Source organism: Streptomyces sp. NPDC096040 (genome assembly GCF_040303265.1).
GTDB lineage: Bacteria > Actinomycetota > Actinomycetes > Streptomycetales > Streptomycetaceae > Streptomyces.
Genome location: NZ_JBEOTA010000063.1, coordinates 1 through 22,694, shown reverse-complemented (window position 1 = coordinate 22,694; position 22,694 = coordinate 1). Strand labels below are relative to the sequence as shown.

The following is a 22,694-nucleotide window of genomic DNA, read 5'->3' as shown; positions in this document are numbered from 1 at the left end:
GTACGTCGGCCGCGGCCTGACCATGCTCGACCTGGTCCAGGAGGGAAACCTGGGCCTGATCCGCGCCGTCGAGAAGTTCGACTGACCGGCGCCACCGGAGGGCTGGCAGGTCGTGGCCTAGCGGGGGTTGAAGACCACGCTGGCGAAGTGGACGCTGCTGGGCGCCGAGTGCCCGGGGGCGATCCGGTGCGCGGTGCCCTGGCACTTCTGCTTGCTGTAGACGACGAGCGACTTCTTCGTGGCGTTCTGCGGGCCGCGCGCCTCCTGCGCCATGCCGAGGCACTTGCGGTCCGGCGGGTTCTGGATGGCGTACGCCTTGCCCTTGGGCCCCACCCAGACGAACGTCCCGTCGGCGGCTGCGGCCGGACCGATAGTGATGATGGCGAGGGCGAGCCCGCCGAGAGCGGCGGTGAGCGGACGGCTGAGGCGCATCGTGATGTCCTTCGTGAGCGGTGAAAACGTGAAAGCGGTGACGACGGTGCCGACGGTGAACGCGGTGACGACGGAGTCGACGGAAACACCGAGGTCCGCCGCCATCACACACCGTCACCGCGCCCGGGCGTCCCGGCGACACGGCAACGTCCCTCGTCCGGGCGATGCCCGTCGGCGTGTCGTGGCACCCCGGTCCGGCCGGCGGTGGGCAGTGCGAACGAGGGCAAGTGCGGGAACCGTCAAGGCGGTTGGTCAAGGGTGGTCACCCGTGCGCGGGCGACGGAGGAGGCGTGCGAACTGTCGGCGATTCATTGCCGCTAAATGCGGGACATAAGAGTAAATTCCCGACCACTGCTTGAGAGAGGCGTCACCGGCGGACGGGGCAAGGGATGAGCACGGACGACGGTGACGCGGTGACGACCGGGATCGCGCGACTGCTTGACTCGCCCGGACTCGCCGGTGCCGACCGGTTCGGACTGGTGACCAACCATGCCGGAGTCCTCCCCGATCTGCGCCCGGCAGCGCCCGCGCTGCTCGCGGCCGGCGCGCCGCTGGCAGCCCTGTTCGGTCCCGAACACGGGCTGCGGGGGACCGGCCAGGCCGGCGACAGTGAGGCCGCCGGGATGGACCCCGACACCGGCCTGCCGGTGTACGACACCTACCGGTGCGAGGGCGAGCGCCTCGACAAGCTGCTGATCGACAGCGGCGTCGACACCCTGGTGTACGACCTCCAGGACATCGGGGCCCGGTTCTACACCTACGTGTGGACCATGTTCGACCTGATGGTCTCGGCGGCACGCACCGGCGTCCGGTTCGTGGTCGCCGACCGGCCCAATCCCCTGGGCGGACTCGTCAGCGAGGGCCCGTCGCTCGACCCGGTGTGGGCCAGCTTCGTCGGACGCGTCCCGATCCCCGTCCGGCACGGCCTCACCTGTGGCGAACTCGCCCGGCTTTTCAACGCCTCCGCCGTACCCCAAGTGGCGGGCAGCGCCGTCGACCTGACGGTGATCGAGGCCGTCGGCTGGCAGCGCGCCATGGACGCCGAGGCCACCGGGCTGCCGTGGATCGCCCCGTCGCCGAACATCCCGACGCACGCCACCGCCGCCGTCTACCCCGGCACCTGTCTCTTCGAGGGGACCAACCTCTCCGAAGGCCGAGGCACCACACAGCCCTTCGAGATCGTCGGCGCCCCCTACCTCGACAAGCGGTTCGCGCCCGCTCTCGCCGAACTCGCCCTGCCCGGAGTGCACTTTCGCGACCTGCGCTACGTACCGGCCTTCCACAAACACGCCGGACGGCCGCTGCGGGGAGTCCAGCTGCACATCACCGACCGCAGGGCGTTCGCCCCCGTCCGCACCGCCGTCGCGATGCTCGCCGTGATCCGCCGGCTCCACCCGGACGACTTCGCCTGGCACACCGTCGACGGGGGCGCCGAGGACACCGGCCACCGTCACTTCGTCGACCTGCTGTGGGGGTCCGACCGGTTGCGGCGGACCGTCGACGCGGGCGACGACCCGCTGCCGCTGTGCGATCCCCCGGCCCCGCCCGACCGCTGGGCCGGCGAGGACGTGCTGCTCTACCCCACAGACGTGCCGCCACGCCCGGAAGGACGATCCCGTCGATGACCGACCGCACGACGACATCCCCGGCCGGGATCCGCGGCTTTCGCACGGGCGACGGCCCGCAGGTGGTCGAGGCATGGCGCCGGAGCGCGCCGGCCGACCCCATCACCGCGGACCGCTTCCGCACCCTGGTGCTGCTCGACCCCAACTTCGATCCCGAGGGGCTGCGGGTCGCCGTCGACGGCGACCGTGTGGTCGGCGCCGCCTACGCGGTACGGCGGCTGACGCCGATGGCCGGCACCGACCTGGAGCCCGAGCAGGGGTGGATCCCGTTCTTCTTCGTCGCCCCGGCCGCCCGCGGGCGCGGCCTCGGCCGCCGGCTGCTCACCGACGCCCTCGACTGGCTGCACGGCCACGGCCGTACCCGCATCGACTTCTCCTCCTACACCCCGAACTACGTGTTCCCGGGTCTGGACGCCGAGGCCTACCCGGAGGCGGCAGGACTCCTGGAGTCCCTGGGCTTTCGCACCCTGTACGAGGCGGCCGCGATGGACCGTGTCCTGGTCGGCTACCGCTTCCCGGACGACGTCACCCGTCGCCTGGACCAACTGACCGGGCAGGGCTACCGGTTCGCCACCCCGGCCGACGACGACCTGGTGGACCTCCTCGCGCTCGCCGGGCGCCACTTCGGCCCGGACTGGGCCTGCACGATCCGGGCGTGTCTGGCCGCGGGCACACCGCCCGACCGGATCGTCGTCGCCCGCGACCCGGCCGGCCGTATGGTCGGCTGGGCGATGCACGGCGCGTTCGACTCGGTGGACGAGCGGTTCGGCCCCATCGGGGTGCTGGAGGAGATGCGCGGTACCGGACTCGGTGAGGTACTCCTCCACCTGGTCCTGGAACGGATGCGGGCCCTGCGCGCCCACTCCGCGTGGTTCCTGTGGACCGGCGCCCAGTCACCGGCCGGCCACCTCTACCGGAAGACCGGATTCACCACGACCCGGGTGTTCCGCGTGCTGCGCCGGGAGGCGGCCGCCCGATGACGCCAGCACACCCGGCCGGCCGGCTGAGCCGCCGTCACCTCGGGTTCGCCCTGCCCGCCGCGCTGCTCGCGTCCGGCTGCGCCGCGTGTGCCGCGCCGTCCCGGGGCACCGGGCGGCCCGGGGACCCGGTCGTCCTCACCCTGCTCTCCCACTACGCGAGCGGCGAGCTCAAGGAGGCCCTGCAGGGCCCGGTCGACGAGTGGAACGCCACCCACGACCGGGTCAAGGTGGCGACGAAGGCCGTCGAGTTCACCGACCTGCTGACCACGTTCATGGTCCGCCAGGCCGCGGGCCAGGGCGCCGACATCCTCCAGCCGTACTGCCTGTGGAACGGTCAGCTCGTCCGGGCCGGCGTCCTGCGGCCGGCCCCGGCCGAGCACGCGGAGGAGATCAGGCGCGGTTACGGCGCCGCCGCGGTCGGCTCCTCGTCGGTGGCGGGCCGGGTCTACGGCTACCCCACCGAGACGCAGACGTACGCGCTCTACTACAACAAGCGGCTGCTGCGGGAGGCCGGCGTCGACGGACCTCCGCGCACCTGGCGGGAGTTGGAGCAGACGGCGTACCGCACCGCCCGGCGGGACGGCTATGGCAACACACTGGTCCAGGGGTTCGGCCTGTCGACCTACGACGACTCCACGACCGTCGGCCAGACCCTGGCGCTGCTCAACGCCGCCGGCGGACGGTTCGTCGCCGCGGACGGCAGGAGCACCGTCATCGACTCTCCGGCCGGCCGGGCCGTGCTCGACCTGGAGCACCGCCTCGTCGCCAAGGGTGCGAGCTCCCCCGGTGTCAACGTCTACAAGGCGTTCGCGTCCGGGCAGGTGGCCATGGTGATCAGCGCCGGCTGGTGGACCGCGAACCTCAAGTCCCTGATGGGCGAGGACTACCGCGACGTCGGTGTGGCGCCCGTGCCCCTCCCCGAGGCGGACGGCCGGCGCGCCACGCTGTCCACCGGGTTCATGCTCGGCGTCAACACCGCCAGTGAACATCCGCGGGAGGCCTGGGAGTTCCTGCGCTGGCTCAACGCCGAGAAGGTGCGCGGTGCCACCCGGATGAGTGCCCTGCAGGTGTCGGTCGGCTCCCTGACCGGCCGCGCCGACGACATGCGGACCCTCCTCGGCGCGGGCGGCGACCCGAATCTTCAGCCGTTCCTGGACGCACTGGCGTACGCGGTGCCGGAGCCGAACGGACCGGGCGCGCAGCAGGCCAAGTCGCTGCTGCGCAAGAACATCGAGGCGCTGTGGACCGGTCAGCAGTCCGTCGACGAGGCCCTGCGTACCACCCGTCGACAGGTCGACCAGGAGGTGTCGCGCTCATGGTGAACGCCACCCTGACAACGGAGGCGGCCGAACGGGCGGCCCGCGACCAGCCCGCCGTCGGCGTCCGCGGCCGGGGACGTGGCCGGGGACGCGGCCGGGACCGGCAGCGGCGCCGCCAGGCCGTCGTCGCCTACCTCTTCCTGGCCCCCACGCTGGTCTTCTACGCCGTCTTCCTCGCCCTGCCGCTCGGATTCGCGCTGCTGCTGTCCATGTCCCGCTGGGCGGGCTTCGATCTCGGCGACATCGACCCCGTCGGACCGGACAACTTCGTCGGGCTCTTCGCGGACGGGGCGACGTTCCTGACGCCGGTCCTCACCAACACACTGCTGTTCGCCCTGGGCACCGTGGCCCTCGCGCTGGCCGGCTCCGTGCTCGTCGCCACCTGTATCGACAAACTGCGGTTCCAGGGGCTGTGGCGCACCCTGTACTTCCTGCCGATCGTCACGACGGTCGTCGCCGTCGGCAACGTCTGGAAGTACATGTACGAACCCGGCGGCCTCGTCAACGGCGTCCTCAACGCCCTCGGGCTGGGCTCGGTGGCGTTCCTCCAGGACCCGGACACCGCGCTGCCCGCGGTCGTGGTCGTCCAGGCCTGGGCCTCGGTCGGCTCGGCGATCCTCGTCCTGACCGCTGGACTGAAGTCCATCCCCCAGTCGTACTACGAGGCCGCCGCGCTCGACGGCGCCGGGCCCGTCACCGTCTTCTGGAGGATCACGCTGCCCCTGCTGCGGCCGTCCCTGCTGTTCGTGTGCATCACCCAGTTCCTCACCGGCCTCCAGTCGTTCGCGCTGATCATCGTGATGACCAAGGGCGGCCCCGGCGACGCGACCGATGTGGCCGCCCTCGAGATGTACCGGCAGGCCTTTTCGTACGGCGACTGGGGCACCGCGAGCGCCGCCGCCTTCGTGCTCTTCGCGGTGGTCCTCGCGGTCACGCTGGTGCAGTTGTGGCTCTTCCGGCGCAAGGGGGAGGACGTATGACCCGCCGACGGTTCCCGTGGCTGTCGTATCTGCTGGTCGTCACCGGCGCCGTGCTCACGGTGGTGCCGTTCCTCGACATGGTGATGACGTCGTTCAAGGGGGCCGACGAGGCCGGCACACTGCCGTACCGGTTCCTGCCCGAGGCGTTCGACCTGTCCAACTACCGGGCGGCGGTCCACCAGCTGGATCTTCCGGTACTCTTCCGCAACAGCGTCGTCGCCACGGCCGTGATCAGCGGTTCGGTGCTGGTCACTTCGTCACTCGCCGGCTACGCGCTCGCCAAACTCCGCTTCCCCGGCCGGGACTTCGTCTTCCGCCTGGTGCTGTCGACGATGATGTTCCCGCCGTTCCTCTTCCTCGTCCCGCACTTCCTGATCCTGGTGCACTGGCCGCTGGCGGGCGGCAACGACCTGTTCGGGCGCGGCGGCGCCGGTCTGACCGTCAGCATCGCGGCGCTCGCCATGCCGTTCCTCGTCAGCAGCTTCGGGATCTTCCTGATGCGCCAGTTCATGGTCTCGATCCCGGACGAGGTGCTGGAGGCCGCGCGCATCGACGGGGCGGGGGAGTTCACCGTGTGGTGGCGGATCGTCGTCCCGCAGACCAAGCCGGTCCTCGTCACCCTAGGACTGCTGACCTTCGTCGACGCCTGGAACGAGTACATCTGGGCGCTGCTCGTCTCGACGGCCAACCCGGACGTGATGACCCTGCCCGTAGGCATTCAGCTCCTGCAGGACTATGTCGACCCGGCCCGTACGACCCCGATCGTCATGGCCGGCCTGGTCCTGAGCACTCTGCCGGTCCTGGTCCTCTTCCTGTTGCTGCAGAAGCACTACATCCGTGGTGTGATGCTCAGCGGCCTCAAGTGAACCGCGCATCCTACCCAGATCGTGGTGTCGATACGCTGTTTGTCGTAGCACAACGGATTGTCCTTGAGGGGTTTGTTCTCTGATCGGTCGTGCGGTACGCCTGCACCATGCAACAGTGCGGGCGCCCCGGGTGCGGCGCGCGGTATCAACCCCCTGGCCAGGGACGTTCCTTGCCGGTCCTCCCTAAAGGACATCCCAGCGTCAGCCCAACTTCTTCAAGGGCCGCTTGACGTCAATTCCACGGTCGGGTGACACTGATGCTGCTTTTGACGTTCCGCGATACGTCAGTGCAAAAAATGGAGAGCTAATGTCATTGGAACAGCCCGCCCTCCCGTTATCACGAAGCGCCACCGAGGTTTCCCAAAGCGACTTGCCCGCTGTTCTCGGCGGGTTCGATCTCAGTGACCAGGACCGGTTCGGCGCCGGTTTCCCGCACGAGGTCTTCGCCCGGCTCCGCCGGGAAGCACCCATCCTGCTGCACCCGCCAGGCCGCACCCGCGACGGTGAGAACTTCTGGGTTCTGTCCCGCTACGCCGACGTGGTGGAGGCCGCGGCCCATCCGCTGCTCTCCTCCCAGGGCGGCGGTGACCGCGAGGGCGGTGGCACACACCTCGACGATCTGCCCGCCGGTACCTACTCCGGCGCGATGCTGAACATGATGGACGACCCACGCCACCGGCTGCTGCGCGACCTGGTCAGCCCCTCGGTCACCGGCCCGGTCCTCGACGCGCTGGCCCCGACCATCACCGAACGCGCCGAGACGATCATCGACGAGGTCGTCAAGCGGGGCTCCTGCGACTTCCAGAACGATGTCGCCGGCCGGTACTCGGTCGAGGTCATGGCCGCGCTGATGGGCATACCGCGCGCGGACTGGCCGCAGTTCGTCGACTGGACCGAGGTCGTGATGGGCTACGAGGACCGCGAGTCCGGCGAGGCCTCGTCCCGCAGCCAGGCCTCCTTGCTGGCCATGTACCAGTACGGCGTCAAACTGATCGCCGAGAAGCGCGCCGACCCGGCCCAGGACTTCCTGTCCGTGATCGCCGCCGGTGACCTGCCGGAGGGCCACGGCGAACCGCCGCTGCGCGACTACGAGCGCGAGGTGTTCGTCAACCTGCTGACCCTGGCGGGCAGCGAGCCCACCCGCAACGTGATCGCGGTCGGCCTGCTCGCCCTGGCCGAACGGCCGGAGCAGTGGCAGGCGCTGCGCGCGGACCGCTCGCTGCTGGACAGCGCGGTCGAGGAGATGATGCGCTGGTCCACGCCGACGCCGTACAACCGGCGGACGGCCACCGAGGACTTCACCTTCAACGGCGTGCGGTTCGGCCGCGGCGACAAGGTGACGCTCTGGTGGTCCTCGGCCAACCGGGACGAGACCGTGTTCGACGAGGCCATGTCCTTCGACGTCCGCCGGGACCCCAACCCGCACGTGGCCTTCGGCCAGGGGCCGCACAGCTGCCTCGCGGTCGACCTCGCCCGTATCGAACTGCGCACGCTGTTCGGCGCGTTGCTCGACCGGGTCGCCGAGGTGCGGCTGACCGGTCCGGTGCCCTGGGCCAACAACAGCAAGCACACGGTGGCACTGAGAGTGCCCGTGGAGTTCGTCCGCGCCTGAGCGGACCCGCCTCCTGCCGCGCACGGCGGACGCCATCACCCTGGCCGCCGCGGCGGTCTTGGGACGACGGTCACGACGTGGTGACCGCGGCAGCCTGAAGCGGACCGGTGGCCGATGCCGGTCCGCGCTCCACCCGAATCCGATCGGCCCGGTGCTGCCCCGGGCCGGGCCTGCGACGTGCCCGCCGGCCGAACGCGCCGGGTGTGCTCAAGGGGCCGCTCAGCCCTGCCCGCAGCACAGCCAAGACCGTGGACGTCCGGAATCCCGGCTGCCGGGCGGATCAGACGTGTCCTCGAAGAGACGACGTGGAGGGGAGACGCGCGTGGGTGACCGAGTGGGCAACGCCGCCGACCAGGAACCGGTGGCGGTCGTGGGCCTGGCGTGCCGGCTGCCGGGGGCGGCAGACCCCGCCGAGTTCTGGCGGCTGCTGCGCGACGGGCGGGACGCGCTGGGCGAACCCGGCCCGCGACGCTGCCACCCGGACGGCCCGGCGGTACCCGTGCTGCCCTCCGGCGAACCGGTACGGGCGGGCTTCCTCGACCAGGTCGACTCCTTCGACGCCGGCTTCTTCGGCGTCTCCCCGGGCGAAGCGGCCGTGCTCGACCCGCAGCAGCGGCTGGTGCTCGAACTGGCCTGGGAGGCGTTCGAGGACGCCGGGATCGTCCCGGGCGACGATGACCGCGCAGGCGGCACCGGGGTGTACGTCGGCGCCACCTACGACGACTACGCGGCGCTGCGCGGCGCCCGGCTGAGCCCGCACTCGGCCACCGGACGCAACCGGGCGATGATCGCCAACCGGGTGTCCTACGCCCTGCGGCTGCGCGGCCCCAGCATGGTGGTGGACAGCGCCCAGTCCTCCGCGCTGCTCGCCGTCCACCTGGCCTGCCGGGCACTCGCGGCGGGGGAGTGCACGACGGCGCTGGCCGGTGGCGTCAACCTGAACATCACCCAGGACGGCTACGACGTCACCCAGGCGCTGGGCGCGATCTCACCGGACGGGCGCTGCCACACCTTCGACGAGCGGGCCGACGGCTTCGTGCGCGGCGAGGGCGGCGCGGTGCTGGTGCTCAAGCCACTGTCGGCGGCACTGGCCGACGGGGACACCGTGCACGCGGTGATCCGGGGCAGCGCCGTCAACAACGACGGCGGCGGCGACTCGCTGACCGCCCCACGCCAGGAGGCACAGCAGGACGTGCTGCGCCTCGCCTGCGCGGCGGCCGGAGTGTTTCCGGCCGAGCTGCACTACGTGGAACTGCACGGCACCGGAACACCGTTGGGCGACCCCGTCGAAGCCGCGGCCCTGGGCGCGGTGGCAGGGCGCGAGCGGGAGCGGCCGCTGCTGGTCGGCTCGGTGAAGACCAACATCGGGCACCTGGAGGGCGCGGCCGGGATCGCCGGTCTGCTCAAGACGGTGCTGTGCCTCTCGCACCGGGAACTGGTGCCCAGCCTGAACTTCCGCACCCCCCATCCGCGGATCCCGCTGACGAAGCTGGGCCTGCGGGTGGTCACCGAGGCCGTGCCCTGGCCCGCCACGGAGGGCCCGCTGCTCGCCGGGGTGAGCTCGTTCGGCATGGGCGGCGCCAACTGCCACATGGTCCTCACCGAGCCGCCCGCCGCCGCCCCGGCACCGGAGCGCGACGCCGAGAGGTACGACGGTCCGCTACTGGTACCGCTGACCGCGCGGGCCCCGGCGGCGCTGGCCGAACTGGCCGGCCGGGTGGGCGAGTCGACGGCGTCCCCGCTGGACCTGGCCTACTCGCTTGCCACCACGCGCAGCCCGCTGGAGCGGCGGGCGGTGCTGGTCGCCGAGAACGCCGAAGAGGTACCCAGCCTCCTGGCGGCGCTGGCCGGAGACGCGGCGAACGCCCGAGTCGTGCGCGGCACGGCCGTCGAGGGGCGGACCGTGTTCCTGTTCGCCGGCCAGGGCAACCAGCGGCCGGGCATGGGCCGGGAGATCTACCGGCGCCACCCGGTGTACGCCGCGGCGGTCGACGAGATCGCCGCGGAGCTGCGCCCGCACCTGCCGCGCCCCCTGCTCGACGTGGTCTTCGCCGCGGAGGGCTCGGCGGACGTGGCCCTGCTGGACGAACCGGCCTACACCCAGCCCGCGTTGTTCGCCGTCCAGGTCGGGCTGTACCGGCTCATGGAGAGCTGGGGGATCACCCCGGACGCGGTCCTCGGCCACTCCTTCGGCGAACTGGCCGCCCTGCACGTCGCCGGAGCGATGTCACTGGCCGACGCCTGCGCGCTGGTCGCCGCCCGCGGCCGGCTGATGCAGGACATCCCGCCCGGCGGGGCGATGATCCTGGTCGAGGCGTCCGAGGCGGAGCTGCTGCCGGACGTGGAGGCGACCGGCGCACTGGTGTCCGTCGCCGCCCTCAACAGCCCCACCGCCACCGTGCTGTCCGGGGACGAGGACGCCACCCTGGCGATCGCCGGCCGCTGGTCCGCACGGGGTCGCCGCACCCGCCGCATCCAGGTCCCGATGGCCAGCCACTCGGCACACGTCGACGGCATCCTGGACGGGATGCGCGCCGCCGCGGCCCGGATCGACTGGCGGCCCCCGACCCTGCCGGTCGTGTCCTCACTGACCGGCGCCGAACTGGACGTCACCGGCCTCGACTGGCCGGAGTTCTGGGCGCGGCACACCCGCGGCACGGTACGGTTCGCCGACGCCGTCGCCACGGCCTGCGCGGGCGGCGCCCGCACCTTCTTGGAGCTCGGCCCGGACGGCACCCTGTGCGCCATGGGCCCGGGCAGCGCCCCCGAGGACGTGGCGTTCGTCCCCGCGATGACCGGCGGGGAACGCCCCGACCTGCGATCGCTGCTCACCGCGGTGGCCCGGGTGCACACGCGCGGCGTCCCCGTCGACTGGGCGCGGTTCTACGACGGCTCCGGTGCCCGGCGGATCCCGCTGCCCACCTACCCCTTCCAGCGGCGTCGGCACTGGATCGCCGGGGTGACGGCCTCCGGCGGCGCGACCCCCGCCGTACCGGCCGCATCGGTGACCGGGACGCCGGCCCGGCCGGAGTCGGGACTCGCCGGACTGCCCGCGGCCGAGCGGGAGCAAGCCGTGCGCGCGCTGGTGCGCGCCGAGGTGGCCGCGGCGCTGGAACTGGACTCCGCCGAAGAGCTGGACATGCGCCGCCCGTTCAAGGATCTGGGCTTCGGCTCGCTGATGACGGTGGAGCTGGGGCAGCGGCTGGCCGAGGTGACCGGGGTACGGCTGCCCGCCACCGTAGTACTCGACCACCCCACCCCGGAACGGATCACCGCGCATTTGACCGCCGAACTGGCCGCACGGACAGGGCAGGACACCGGGCCCGAGAGGCCGATGACGGATCCCCCGCCCCCGGCGCCCGCCGACGACCCGATCGCGATCGTCGGGATGGCCTGCCGGTTCCCCGGCGGGGTCGGCTCGCCCGAGGAGCTGTGGGACCTGGTGGCCGCCGGCACCGACGCGATCGGCGGCTTTCCCACCGACCGCGGCTGGGACCTGGACGGGCTCTTCGACACGGACCCGGACCGGCCCGGCCGCAGCTACGCGCACAGTGGCGGATTCCTTTACGGGGCAGCCGAGTTCGACGCGGGTCTGTTCGGGATCTCGCCGCGTGAGGCGCTGGCCATGGACCCGCAGCAGCGGCTGCTCCTGGAGACCTCCTGGGAGGCACTGGAGCGGGCCGGGATCGACCCGCTGTCCCTGCGGGACAGCGCGACCGGCGTGTTCTCCGGGGTCATGGCACAGGACTACGGCCCCCGGATGCACGAGGGCGCCGACGGCCTCGACGGCTATGTGCTGACCGGCACCACGGCCAGCGTCGCCTCCGGTCGTATCGCCTACAGCCTGGGACTGCGCGGGCCCGCGGTCACCGTGGACACCGCGTGCTCCTCGTCGCTGGTGGCGGTGCATCTCGCGGCCCAGGCGCTGCGGTCGGGAGAGTGCTCGCTTGCGCTGGCCGGCGGGGTGACGGTGATGCCCACGCCGGGCATCTTCGTGGAGTTCTCCCGGCAACGCGGACTCGCGCCGGACGGACGGTGCAAGTCGTTCGCGGCGGCGGCCGACGGCACCGGCTGGGCGGAGGGCGCCGGCCAACTCGTCCTGGAGCGGCTCTCCGACGCCCGCCGCAACGGCCACCCCGTGCTCGCGGTGCTACGTAGCTCGGCGGTGAACCAGGACGGCGCCTCCAACGGACTGACCGCCCCCAACGGCCCCGCACAGGAAGGCGTGATCCGCACCGCGCTGGCCACCGCCGGACTGTCCGGCGCCGACGTGGACCTGGTGGAGGCACACGGCACCGGTACCACCCTGGGCGACCCCATCGAGGCCCACGCGCTGCTGGCCACCTACGGCCGGGACCGCGCCGGCGAGCCGCTCTGGCTGGGCTCGCTGAAGTCCAACATCGGCCACACCCAGGCCGCCGCCGGGGTCGCCGGTGTGATCAAGGTCGTGCAGGCGCTGCGGCACGGGCTGCTGCCCCGCACCCTGCACGTGGACGAACCGTCGCCCTACGTGGACTGGGCGTCCGGTGCGGTGCGGCTGCTGACGGAGGAGCGGCCGTGGCCGGAGCACGACAGGCCGCGCCGGGCCGGGGTGTCCTCGTTCGGCATCAGCGGCACCAACGCCCACGTCATCGTGGAACAGGCGCCCGTAGCGGCAGCGGTGGAAGCCGCGCCGGCACCGGAGCCGGTGCTGCGGTCCGGTCCGGTTCCGGTGGTGCTGTCCGGGCAGACCGCGGCCGCGTTGCAGGCGCAGGCCGAGCGGCTGGCCGCACACCTGGAGAGCGAGTCCGGAGCGGCTCTGGCGGACGTCGCCCGTGCCGCCGCGACCACTCGGGCCGCGCTGCCGCACCGCGCCGTGCTCACCGCCACCGACCGCACGGACCTGGTACGGGACCTGCGCACCCTCGCCGCCGACGAGGAGACGCCCGGCCTGGTGCGCGGGGTCGCCGACGTCGACGGCGGCACGGTGTTCGTGTTTCCGGGGCAGGGTGCGCAGTGGGCGGGGATGGCGGTGGAGTTGCTGGAGTCGTCGCCGGTGTTCGCGGAGCGGTTGGGCGAGTGTGCTTCGGCGTTGGGTGAGTTCGTGGACTGGTCGTTGGTGGGTGTGTTGCGGGGGGAGGTGGGGGAGCCGTCGTTGGAGCGGGTGGATGTGGTGCAGCCGGTGTCGTTCGCGGTGATGGTTTCGTTGGCGGCGTTGTGGCGGTCGTTCGGGGTGGAGCCGGATGCGGTGGTGGGGCATTCGCAGGGGGAGATCGCGGCCGCGTGTGTGGCGGGGGCCTTGTCCCTGCGCGATGCCGCCAAGGTGAGCGCCCTGCGCAGCGCCGCGCTCGGGGCGCTGTCCGGCGCCGGCGGGATGATGTCCGTGGCGCTCCCGGTCGCCGCACTGGAACCGCGGCTGCCGCGCTGGGACGGGCGGGTGTCGGTCGCCGCGGTCAACGGGCCCGCGGCGGTGGTGCTTTCCGGGGAACCCGGAGCCCTCCGGGAACTCGAAGCCGAGCTGACCGCCGAAGGCGCACGGGCCCGGCTGGTCGCGGTGGACTACGCCTCGCACTCCGCGCAGGTGGAACGTATCCGCACCGAACTGCTGGACCGGCTCGCCGGACTGGAGCCGCACAGCGCCGAGATCCCCTTCTACTCCACCGTGACCGGCGAACGGCTCGACACGGCAGCCCTGGACGCCGAGTACTGGTACCGGAACCTGCGCCAGACCGTCCGCTTTGAAGAAACGATCCGCGAACTGGACCGCGCCGGGCACCGCGTGTTCGTCGAGACCAGCCCGCACCCGATCCTGACCGCGGCCGTCCAGGACACCGTCGAGGCGGCGGGCAGCACGGCCGTGGTGGTCGGCTCACTGCGCCGCGACCAGGGCGGCCCCGGCCGGTTCCTGCAGTCGCTGGCCGAGGCGCAGGTACGCGGGGTCCGAGTGGACTGGACCGCCGCCTTCGGCGCCCCGGGTCACCGGACGGAGCTGCCCACCTACGCCTTCCAGCGGCAGCGCTACTGGCTGCCCACCCCGTCAGGCGGCACGGACCCCGCCGGCCTTGGCCTGGACGCCACCGCGCACCCGCTCCTGGGCGCCGCCGCGCCGGTCGCCTCCACCGGGGAGGTGCTGCTGACCGGTGAGCTGTCCCGGCAGCGGCAGCCCTGGCTGGCCGACCACACCGTCTTCGGCACCACCGTCCTGCCCGGCACGGCCTTCGTCGAACTGGCCGTGCGTGCGGGGGACGAGGCGGGCTGCCGGGTGCTGGAGGAGCTGACCGTGCACACGCCGCTGACCCTGCCCGAGCGCGGCGGCGTGCGCGTACAGGTGGTGCTCGGCGCGCCCGGCGAGGACGGCGGCCGCGCCGTGGACGTGTACTCCCGGCCGGGCGACGGCCCCGAGTGGACGCACCACGCCACCGGCAGGCTCGGCATGACGGAGGTGTCCCCGCCCGCGACCGGCGACTGGCCGCCGGCCGGCGCCACCCCGGTCGAACTCGCCGACCGTTACCCGGCGCTGGCCCGGCTCGGCTACGGCTACGGGCCGGTCTTCCAGGGCCTGCGCAGGCTGTGGCGGCACGGCGACGACCTGTTCGCCGAAGTAGCCCTGCCCGAATCGGCGACGGCGGACGCCGGATCGTACGGACTGCACCCGGCACTGCTGGACGCGGCGCTGCACGCGGCCGTCCCGGCCGACGACACGGCCACCACCGGCCTGCCGTTCGCCTTCACCGGGGTCCGGCTCTACCGGACCGGTGCCACCGCGGCGCGGGTGCGGCTGCGCCCCGCGGCCGGGGGAGCCGTCTCCCTCACCGTGACCGACCCCGAGGACAACCCCGTCGCGGTGATCGATTCGCTGGCCTTCCGCCCGGTCAGCGCCGAACAACTCGCCGCCGGCCGCCGGGATCACCTGTACCGCACCGACTGGGTTCCGCTGGTGCCGCCGGTGCGGGACGGGGAGTGGGCGTGGCTGCCGGACCTGGACGGCCCGGTGCCCGCAGTCGTCGGTGTTGCGGTGGCCGGGGTGACGGACGCCCTGGCGGTGGCACAGCACTGGCTGGCCGATGAGCGGTTCGCCGAATCGAGGCTGGTACTGCTCACACGCGCAGCGGTCGCCGCCACCGGCCCGGGGGAGCCGGTCGATCCCGATGCCGCGGCGGTGTGGGGCCTGGTGCGCAGTGCGCAGACGGAGAACCCCGACCGGTTCGTACTCGTCGACACGGACGGCCACACCGCGTCCGAGGCGTTGCTGCCCAGGCTGGCGGCGGCCGGGGAGGCCCAACTGGCCTTGCGTGCGGGGCGGGTGTTGGTGCCGCGGTTGGCGCGGGTGTCGGAGGTGGGTGGGGGTGTTCCTTGGTCGGCTGAGGATGTTGTGCTGGTGACGGGGGCGAGTGGGACGCTCGGGGGTTTGGTGGCGCGGCATTTGGTGGTGCGTCATGGGGTGCGTGGTCTGGTGCTGGTTTCTCGGCGGGGTGGTGATGCGCCGGGTGTGACGGAGCTGGCTGCGGAGTTGGGTGAGTTGGGTGCCGGGGTGGCGGTGGTGGCGTGTGATGTGGCCGACCGGGAGGCGGTGGCCGCGGTGCTGGCCGAGCATCCGGTGACGGCGGTGGTGCACGCCGCCGGGGTCCTCGATGACGGGGTGCTGGCAGCGCTCAGCCCGGAGCGGGTGGCCGAGGTGTTCCGGGCGAAGGTGGACGGTGCGCGCCACCTGGCCGAACTGACCGGCCCGGAACTCAACGCGTTCGTCCTGTTCTCCTCGGTGGCCGGGACGCTGGGCAACGCGGGGCAGGCCGCGTACGCGGCGGCCAACGCCGCACTGGACGGCCTGGCCGCGCAGCGCAGGGCCGCCGGGCTGCCCGCGACCGCGGTGGCCTGGGGGCTGTGGGCCGAGAGCAGTGGCATGACCGAGGGCATGGCCGGCACGGACCGCGCCCGGCTGGCCCGCGCCGGTGTGGTGCCGCTGGACTCCGGCACCGCGCTGGACCTGTTGGACACGGCCACCGCGCTGGACGACCCGGTGCTGCTCGCCGCCCGCCTGGACCCGGTGGCGCTGCGCGAGCGGGCGGCCGAGGGCGTGCTGTCGCCGGTGTTGCGCGGACTGGTGCCGGTGGTGCGTCGCGCTGTCGCCACCGAGGGTGCTGCGGACGGCGCCGACGGACTGTTGCGGCGGCTGGCCGAGGGGGAGCCGCTGCGGGTGCTCCAGGACCTGGTGCTCACCCAGGCGGCGGTGGTGCTCGGGCACGCCGATCCCGGCGGGCTGTCACCGGACCGGCCCTTCAAGGACTTCGGATTCGACTCGCTGACCGCGGTGGAGTTGCGCAACCGGCTGGGCCGGGCGACCGGGGTACGGCTCCCCGCGACCGTGGTGTTCGACCACCCCACCCCCGCCGCACTCGCCGGACACCTGCGCGGCGAACTGATCGGCGACGCCACTGCCGTGAGCGCCCCGGCGGCCGCCGCCCCGGTGGTGGCCGCGGACGAGCCGATCGCGATCGTCGGCATGGCCTGCCGCTTCCCGGGCGGGGTCACCTCTCCGGAGGACCTGTGGGACCTGGTGGCCGACGGCGTCGACGCCGTCGGCGGCTTCCCAACCGACCGGGGCTGGGACGTCACCGGCCTGTACGACCCCGACCCGGACCACCCGGGCACCAGTTACACCCGGCACGGCGGCTTCCTCTACGACGCCGGCCGGTTCGACGCCGGTCTGTTCGGGATCTCGCCGCGCGAGGCCCTCGCCATGGACCCGCAGCAGCGGCTGCTCCTGGAGACCGCCTGGGAGGCGCTGGAGCGGGCCGGGATCGACCCGTCCTCGGTCCGCGGCAGCCGGACCGGCGTGTTCACCGGCGTCATGTACCACGACTACGCCACCGCGCTGCGGGAGCTGCCCGAGGGCGTCGAGGGGCACCTGCTCACCGGCACCGCCGGCAGCGTCGCCTCCGGCCGGGTCGCCTACACGCTCGGCCTGCAGGGGCCCGCGGTCACCGTGGACACGGCGTGTTCCTCCTCGCTGGTGGCGCTGCACCTCGCGGCACAGTCGCTGCGCTCCGGTGAGTGCTCGCTGGCCCTGGCCGGTGGTGTGACGGTGATGGCCGAGCCGACCACGTTCACCGCGTTCTCCCGGCAGCGCGGACTCGCCGCCGACGGGCGGTGCAAGCCCTTCGCCGGGGCCGCCGACGGCACCGGCTGGGCCGAGGGCGTCGGCCTGCTGCTGCTCGAACCGCTCTCCGCCGCGCGCCGCAACGGCCACCCCGTGCTGGCCCTGGTGCGCGGCTCGGCCGTCAACCAGGACGGCGCGTCCAACGGCCTGACCGCCCCCAACGGGCCCTCGCAGGAGCGGGTGATCCGCACCGCGCTGGCCGCCGCCGGAGTCTCCGCCCGGGACGTCGACGCGGTCGAGGGACACGGCACCGGGACGCCGTTGGGCGACCCGATCGAGGCACAGGCGCTGCTGGCCACCTACGGCCGGGACCGCGCAGGCGATCCGCTGTGGCTGGGGTCGGTCAAGTCCAACATCGGGCATGCGCAGGCCGCGGCCGGCGTGGCCGGCGTGATCAAGATGGTGCAGGCGATACGGCACGGGGTGCTGCCCCGCACCCTGCACGTCGACGAGCCCTCACCGCACGTGGACTGGGCGTCCGGCGACGTACGGCTGCTCACCGAGGCACAGCCCTGGCCGGACACCGGCCGCCCGCGCCGGGCCGGGGTGTCCTCGTTCGGCATCAGCGGCACCAACGCGCATGTGGTCATCGAACAGGCGGGGGCGGACGCGTCCGCCGGGGCACGACCGGAACCGGGGCAGGCGGACGTGTCCGCTGAGGCAGGGCCGGACACCGAGCCGTGGCCGGTGCCGGTCGTGGTGTCCGGGCAGACCGGGGACGCCCTGCGCGAGCAGGCCGCACGGCTGGCGGCGCATCTCGCCGATCACCCCGGCGAGCGGGTGCGGGACATCGCCTGGTCCAGCGTGGCCGGTCGGGCCGCGCTGGAGCACCGCGCGGTCGTCCTGGCCGCCGGTCCCGAGCAGTTGGGCGAGCGGCTCGGTGCGCTCGCGGAGGGCCGGGACACCCCCGGCGTGGTACGCGGCACCGCGGCCGACTCGGCGCGGCGGGTGGCGTTCGTCTTCCCCGGGCAGGGTGCCCAGTGGGCCGGGATGGCGCTGGAACTGCTCGACTCCGCGCCGGTGTTCGCCGCCCGGCTGGCCGAGTGCGCCGCCGCGATCGAGGAGTACGTCGACTGGTCGGTGCTGGACGTACTGCGCGGGCTGCCGGGCGCGCCGACGCTGGAGCGGGTGGACGTGGTGCAGCCGGTGACCTTCGCGGTCACCGTGTCGCTGGCCGCGCTGTGGCGCTCGTACGGCGTGGAACCGGAGGCGGTGATCGGCCACTCGCAGGGCGAGATCGCCGCCGCCTGCGTGGCCGGGGCACTGTCGCTGGCCGACGCCGCCGCCGTGGTGTGTCTGCGCAGCCGCGCACTGACCGAACTGTCCGGCAAGGGCGGCATGATGTCCGTGGCGCTGCCCGCCGACCAGGTGCGGGCCCTGTTCACCGACGACCGGCTGGGCGTGGCCGCGGTCAACAGCCCCACCTCCACCGTCGTCTCCGGCGACCCGGACGCCCTGGAGCGGCTGCGGGCCGACTGCGAGGAGCGCGGGGTACGGGCCCGGCGTATCGCGGTGGACTACGCCTCGCACTCCACCCAGGTCACCGCCGTCAAGGACAGCCTGGCCGAACTGCTCGCCGGGATCAGCCCGCGGGCCGCGCGCACCGAGCTGTACTCCACGGTCACCGGGCAGCGGCTGGACACCCGCGAACTCACCGGCGAGTACTGGTACACCAACCTGCGCCAGACCGTCCGGTTCGCCGACGCGGTGCGCACCGCGCTGGACGCCGGGATCGGCACCTTCATCGAGATCAGCCCGCATCCGGTGGTCGCCCCGGGCGTGCAGGAGACGGTGGACGCCGCCGGCGCGCGGGCCGCCGTACTCGCCACGCTGCGGCGCGACGACGGCGGCTGGCCGCGCTTCGCCCAGTCGCTGGCCGAGGCTTACGTGCGCGGGACCGGGGTACGGCTGGCCGAGGTGCTCGAGGGTACCGGCGCCCGACGGGTGGACCTGCCGACGTACGCCTTCCAGCACCGCTGGTACTGGCTGGCCGAGCAGACCGGGCCTCGGTCCGACGCCTGGCGCTACCGCGTCGAGTGGCGTCCCGCGGGCGCGCCGGAACGTACCGAAACGGACGGCGAGTGGCTGGCGCTGGTGCCCGCCTCCGGCGCGGACGAGGACTGGCTGAAGACACTCACCGGCGGCCTTCCGGTGCGGACCCTCACCGTGGACACCGAGTATGCCGACCGCGGCGAACTCGCCGAGCGGCTGCGCCGCGCGCTGGCCGAACACACCCCACGCGGCGTGCTGTCCCTGCTGGCCGCCGACCGCCGCCCGCACCCGGTCCACCCGGTGGTGCCCGCCGGGGTGGCCGCCACCCTGGCGGTGGTGCAGGCGCTCGGCGAGGTGGACGCGGCGTTGCCGCTGTGGCTGGTGACCTCAGGCGCGGTGAGCACCGGCACCACCGATCCGCTGCGCGACCCGAGTGGGGCGCAGGTCTGGGGCCTGGGCCGGGTGGCGATGCTGGAACACCCGGCGTTCTGGGGCGGCCTCGTCGACCTGCCCGCCGACCTCGACGAGGCCGCGCTGGCACAACTGCGCGGAGCGCTGGCCGGCGGCTGGGGCGAGGAGGACCAGCTGGCCGTGCGCGGATCCGGCACGCTGCTACGGCGGTTGGTGCGCGCCCCGCTCGACGGCGGCGCGGCCGGCCACTGGCAGGCCCGGGACACCGCGATCGTGACCGGCGGCACCGGCGCCCTCGGCCCGGAGGTCGCCCGCTGGCTCGCCGGGCAGGGTGTACGGCACGTGGTGCTGGTCAGCCGCAGCGGCGCGCACGCCGACGGGATCGCCGAACTGACGGCCGAACTCGACGGCCTGGGCGTACGGCTGACCGCGCGGGCCTGTGACATCGGCGACCGGGCCGCCGTGGCCGCGCTGCTGGCCGGGCTGCGGGAGCAGGGTGAGGTGGTGCGCACGGTGGTGCACGCCGCCGCGCTGATGCGGCTGGCCGCACTGCCCGACACCGACCTCGCCGAGTACGCCGACGTACTCACTGCCAAGGTCCAGGGCGCCCGGCACCTCGTCGAACTGCTTGATCCGGCCGAACTGGACGCCCTGGTCTTCTACTCCTCCATCGCCGGGGTGTGGGGCAGCGGAGACCACGGCGCCTACGCCGCCGCCAACGCCGAACTCGACGCCCTCGCCGAGCAGGCCCGCGCCACAGGTCTGCCGGTGACCTCGGTGGCCTGGGGCGTCTGGGACGGCGCCCGCTTCCCCGACGGGGTCGACGCCGGCCAACTTCGCCGCCAGGGCCTGCCGCTGATCGCCCCAGGAGCGGCGCTGGACGCGCTGCGGACCGTCCTCGAACGGGCCGAGAGCGGGCTGTCGGTGGCCGACGTCGACTGGGCCAGGTTCATGCCGCTGTTCGCCTCGGCCCGCAGCAGGCCGCTGTTCGCCGAGATCCCCGAGGCCCAGCGTGTGCTGCACGACCCGTCCGAACCGCAGTCACAGCCGTCCGGGTCCCCCTGGTCTCAGCGGCTGGCCGGGCTGTCGGACACCGAACGCCGCAGCACCCTGCTACGGCTGGTGCGTGAGCAGGCGGCCGTCGTCCTTGGCCACTCCGGCGGGGCCGCCATCGGCGCCGACCACGCTTTCCGTGACCTGGGCTACGACTCGCTGACCGGGATCGAGCTGCGCAACCGGCTCGGCGAGGCGACCGGCCTGGCGCTGCCGGCCACCCTCGTCTTCGACCAGCCCACCCCTGCCGCGGTCGCCGAGTACCTGCGCACCCGGCTCGCGCCGCCCGAACCACCCCTCCTCACCGAACTGGACCGGCTCGCCGAGCGACTGTCAAGGGCGGACGCCGACGACGACCGAGCCGGTATCGAACTGCGGCTGCGGGCGATGCTCTCGCAGCTCAGCGGGGACGAGGAGGACTTCGACCCGATGTCGAACGAGGAGATGTACGACCTCATCGACCGCGAACTAGACGCGAACTGAAGGGGGTTGCACATGTCCGAGGAAGAGAAGCTCCGCGGCTACCTGAAGCGGGTCATGGTCGACCTCCGCAAGGCCAACCGTCGCCTGCAGGACGTCGAACAGTCCCGCACCGAACCCATCGCCGTCGTAGGCATGGCCTGCCGCTACCCCGGCGGGGTGCGCTCCCCGGAAGACCTGTGGCGGGTGCTGTCCGAGGGCCGGGACGTCACCGGTGACCTGCCCACCGACCGCGGCTGGGACGTCGACGGCATCTACGACCCCGACCCGGAGCGCTCCGGCCACAGCTACGTACGGCGCGGCGGCTTCCTCGACGACCCCGGCGCGTTCGACGCGGGCTTCTTCGGTATCTCGCCGCGTGAGGCGCTGGCCATGGACCCCCAGCAACGGCTGCTCCTGGAGACCTCCTGGGAGGCACTGGAACGGGCCGGCATCGACCCCACCACACTGCGCGGCAGCCGCACCGGCGTGTTCGTCGGCCAGAACTACCAGGAGTACGGCACCGGCCTCGCCCACGCCCCCGCCGGCGTCGAGGGGCACCTGGTCACCGGAGTGGTGCCCAGCGTGCTGTCCGGCCGCATCTCCTACACCCTCGGCGTCGAGGGCCCGGCCATCACCGTGGACACCGCCTGCTCCACCTCCCTGGTCACCCTGCACCTGGCCGTGCAGTCGCTGCGCAACGGAGAGTCCACCCTGGCCCTGTCGGGCGGCGTGACCGTACTGGCAGGACCCGGGCCGCTCATCGAGTTCAGCCGCCAGCGGGTGCTGGCCACCGACGGCCGCTGCAAGGCGTTCTCCGCCGCCGCCGACGGGATGGGCATGGCCGAGGGAGCCGGCGTCCTGGTCCTGGAGCGGCTGTCCGACGCGCAGCGCAACGGCCACCGCGCGCTCGCCGTGGTGCGCGGCTCGGCGGTCAACCAGGACGGCGCCTCCAACGGGCTCACCGCCCCCAACGGACCCTCCCAGCAGCGGGTCATCCGTGCCGCGCTCAGCGCCGCGGGGCTGTCCGCCTCGGACGTGGACGTGGTGGAGGCGCACGGCACCGGCACCTCCCTGGGCGACCCCATCGAGGCACAGGCCCTGCTGGCCACCTACGGCACCGACCGCGAACGGCCGCTGCTCCTCGGCACCGTGAAGTCCAACATCGGACACACCCTCGCCGCCGCCGGGGTGGCCGGGGTGATCAAGTCCGTGCTGGCACTGCGTCACGAGACCGTGCCGAAGACCCTGCACGCGGACACCCCGTCCCGGCACATCGACTGGTCCTCCGGCACCCTCTCACTGGCCACCGAGGCGGTGCCCTGGCCACGCGGTGAGCGGCCGCGCCGCGCCGCGGTGTCCTCGTTCGGCATCAGCGGCACGAACGCCCACGTCATCCTGGAAGAGGCTCCCGACCCGGCCGACGAGGAGCCGCAGCCGGTTCCGCAGCCGGTGCTCTCGCTCCCGGTGCCGGTGGTGCTCTCCGGCCGGGGCGCGACGGGCCTGGCGGCCCAGGCCGCGCGGCTGCGCGAGTTCGTCGCGGCCGAACCCGAACTGACCGTGGCCCGGCTGGCGTTCGCCACCGCCACCACACGCGCCGCCTTGGAGCACCGGGGTGCGGTGGTGGCTGCGGACCGGAAGGAGTTGCTGGCCGGGCTGGAGGCGCTGGCGGAGGGGCGGCCGGGGGCGATCAGTGCGCCGGCCGACCGGGGTGGGCTCACCGGGTTCCTGTTCTCGGGTCAGGGGTCGCAGTGGTCGGGGATGGGGCGGGAGCTGGCTGAGCGGTATGCGGTGTTCGCGGAGTCCTTCGAGGACATCTGTTCGCGGTT

Annotated in this window: 9 protein-coding genes and 1 pseudogene; 9 read left to right on the top strand and 1 reads right to left on the bottom strand. The window is 73.3% G+C overall.

What is annotated here, in order from left to right; genetic code table 11:
* Positions 1 to 82, top strand: a pseudogene (locus ABTY98_RS40955) (sigma factor); the annotation flags it as partial.
* Between the two features lie 35 nt (positions 83 to 117).
* Here ABTY98_RS40955 and ABTY98_RS40950 read toward each other — a convergent pair.
* Positions 118 to 537 carry a hypothetical protein gene (locus ABTY98_RS40950; RefSeq protein WP_352226262.1) on the bottom strand — a complete coding sequence of 140 codons (420 nt, stop codon included), beginning with the start codon at positions 535 to 537 and terminating at the stop codon, positions 118 to 120.
* 284 nt (positions 538 to 821) lie between these two features.
* On the opposite strand from ABTY98_RS40950, the gene ABTY98_RS40945 reads away from it, so the two are divergent.
* The 8 genes from ABTY98_RS40945 to ABTY98_RS40910 form a co-directional block, all read left to right on the top strand.
* Positions 822 to 2,057, top strand: coding sequence for an exo-beta-N-acetylmuramidase NamZ family protein (locus ABTY98_RS40945; RefSeq protein WP_352226261.1), 1,236 nt, complete (start codon positions 822 to 824; stop codon positions 2,055 to 2,057).
* Positions 2,054 to 3,037, top strand: a complete 984-nt coding sequence (locus ABTY98_RS40940; protein ID WP_352226260.1) for a GNAT family N-acetyltransferase — start codon at positions 2,054 to 2,056, stop codon at positions 3,035 to 3,037. Before ABTY98_RS40945 ends, ABTY98_RS40940 begins: the two co-directional genes overlap by 4 nt.
* Positions 3,034 to 4,359 (top strand): ABC transporter substrate-binding protein, encoded by a 1,326-nt coding sequence (locus ABTY98_RS40935; protein ID WP_352226259.1) that lies wholly within the window; start codon positions 3,034 to 3,036, stop codon positions 4,357 to 4,359. Before ABTY98_RS40940 ends, ABTY98_RS40935 begins: the two co-directional genes overlap by 4 nt.
* Positions 4,353 to 5,336, top strand: a complete 984-nt coding sequence (locus ABTY98_RS40930) for a carbohydrate ABC transporter permease (RefSeq protein WP_352226258.1) — start codon at positions 4,353 to 4,355, stop codon at positions 5,334 to 5,336. The genes ABTY98_RS40935 and ABTY98_RS40930 overlap by 7 nt, the downstream gene beginning before the upstream one ends.
* A complete protein-coding gene (locus ABTY98_RS40925) occupies positions 5,333 to 6,202 on the top strand; it encodes a carbohydrate ABC transporter permease (RefSeq protein WP_352226257.1) in 870 nt (289 codons plus the stop codon). The genes ABTY98_RS40930 and ABTY98_RS40925 overlap by 4 nt, the downstream gene beginning before the upstream one ends.
* Before the next feature lie 370 nt (positions 6,203 to 6,572).
* Entirely contained in the window at positions 6,573 to 7,814 is a 1,242-nt protein-coding gene (locus ABTY98_RS40920) for a cytochrome P450 (protein WP_352226256.1), read from the top strand.
* Positions 7,815 to 8,136: 322 nt separating this feature from the next.
* Positions 8,137 to 20,889: an SDR family NAD(P)-dependent oxidoreductase gene (locus tag ABTY98_RS40915; protein ID WP_352226255.1), complete on the top strand. Its 12,753-nt coding sequence runs from the start codon at positions 8,137 to 8,139 to the stop codon at positions 20,887 to 20,889.
* Positions 20,890 to 20,901: 12 nt separating this feature from the next.
* Positions 20,902 to 22,694: type I polyketide synthase (locus ABTY98_RS40910; RefSeq protein ID WP_352226254.1), on the top strand; the 1,793-nt coding region annotated here is incomplete at its 3' end.

Excerpts from the sequence above, each read along its gene's own strand:
- ABTY98_RS40930 (WP_352226258.1), top strand. The coding sequence starts at position 4,353 with ATGGTGAACGCCACCCTGACAACGGAGGCGGCCGAACGGGCGGCCCGC.
- ABTY98_RS40925 (WP_352226257.1), top strand. The coding sequence starts at position 5,333 with ATGACCCGCCGACGGTTCCCGTGGCTGTCGTATCTGCTGGTCGTCACC.
- ABTY98_RS40940 (WP_352226260.1), top strand. The coding sequence starts at position 2,054 with ATGACCGACCGCACGACGACATCCCCGGCCGGGATCCGCGGCTTTCGC.
- ABTY98_RS40935 (WP_352226259.1), top strand. The coding sequence starts at position 3,034 with ATGACGCCAGCACACCCGGCCGGCCGGCTGAGCCGCCGTCACCTCGGG.
- ABTY98_RS40950 (WP_352226262.1), bottom strand. The coding sequence starts at position 537 with ATGGCGGCGGACCTCGGTGTTTCCGTCGACTCCGTCGTCACCGCGTTC.
- ABTY98_RS40945 (WP_352226261.1), top strand. The coding sequence starts at position 822 with ATGAGCACGGACGACGGTGACGCGGTGACGACCGGGATCGCGCGACTG.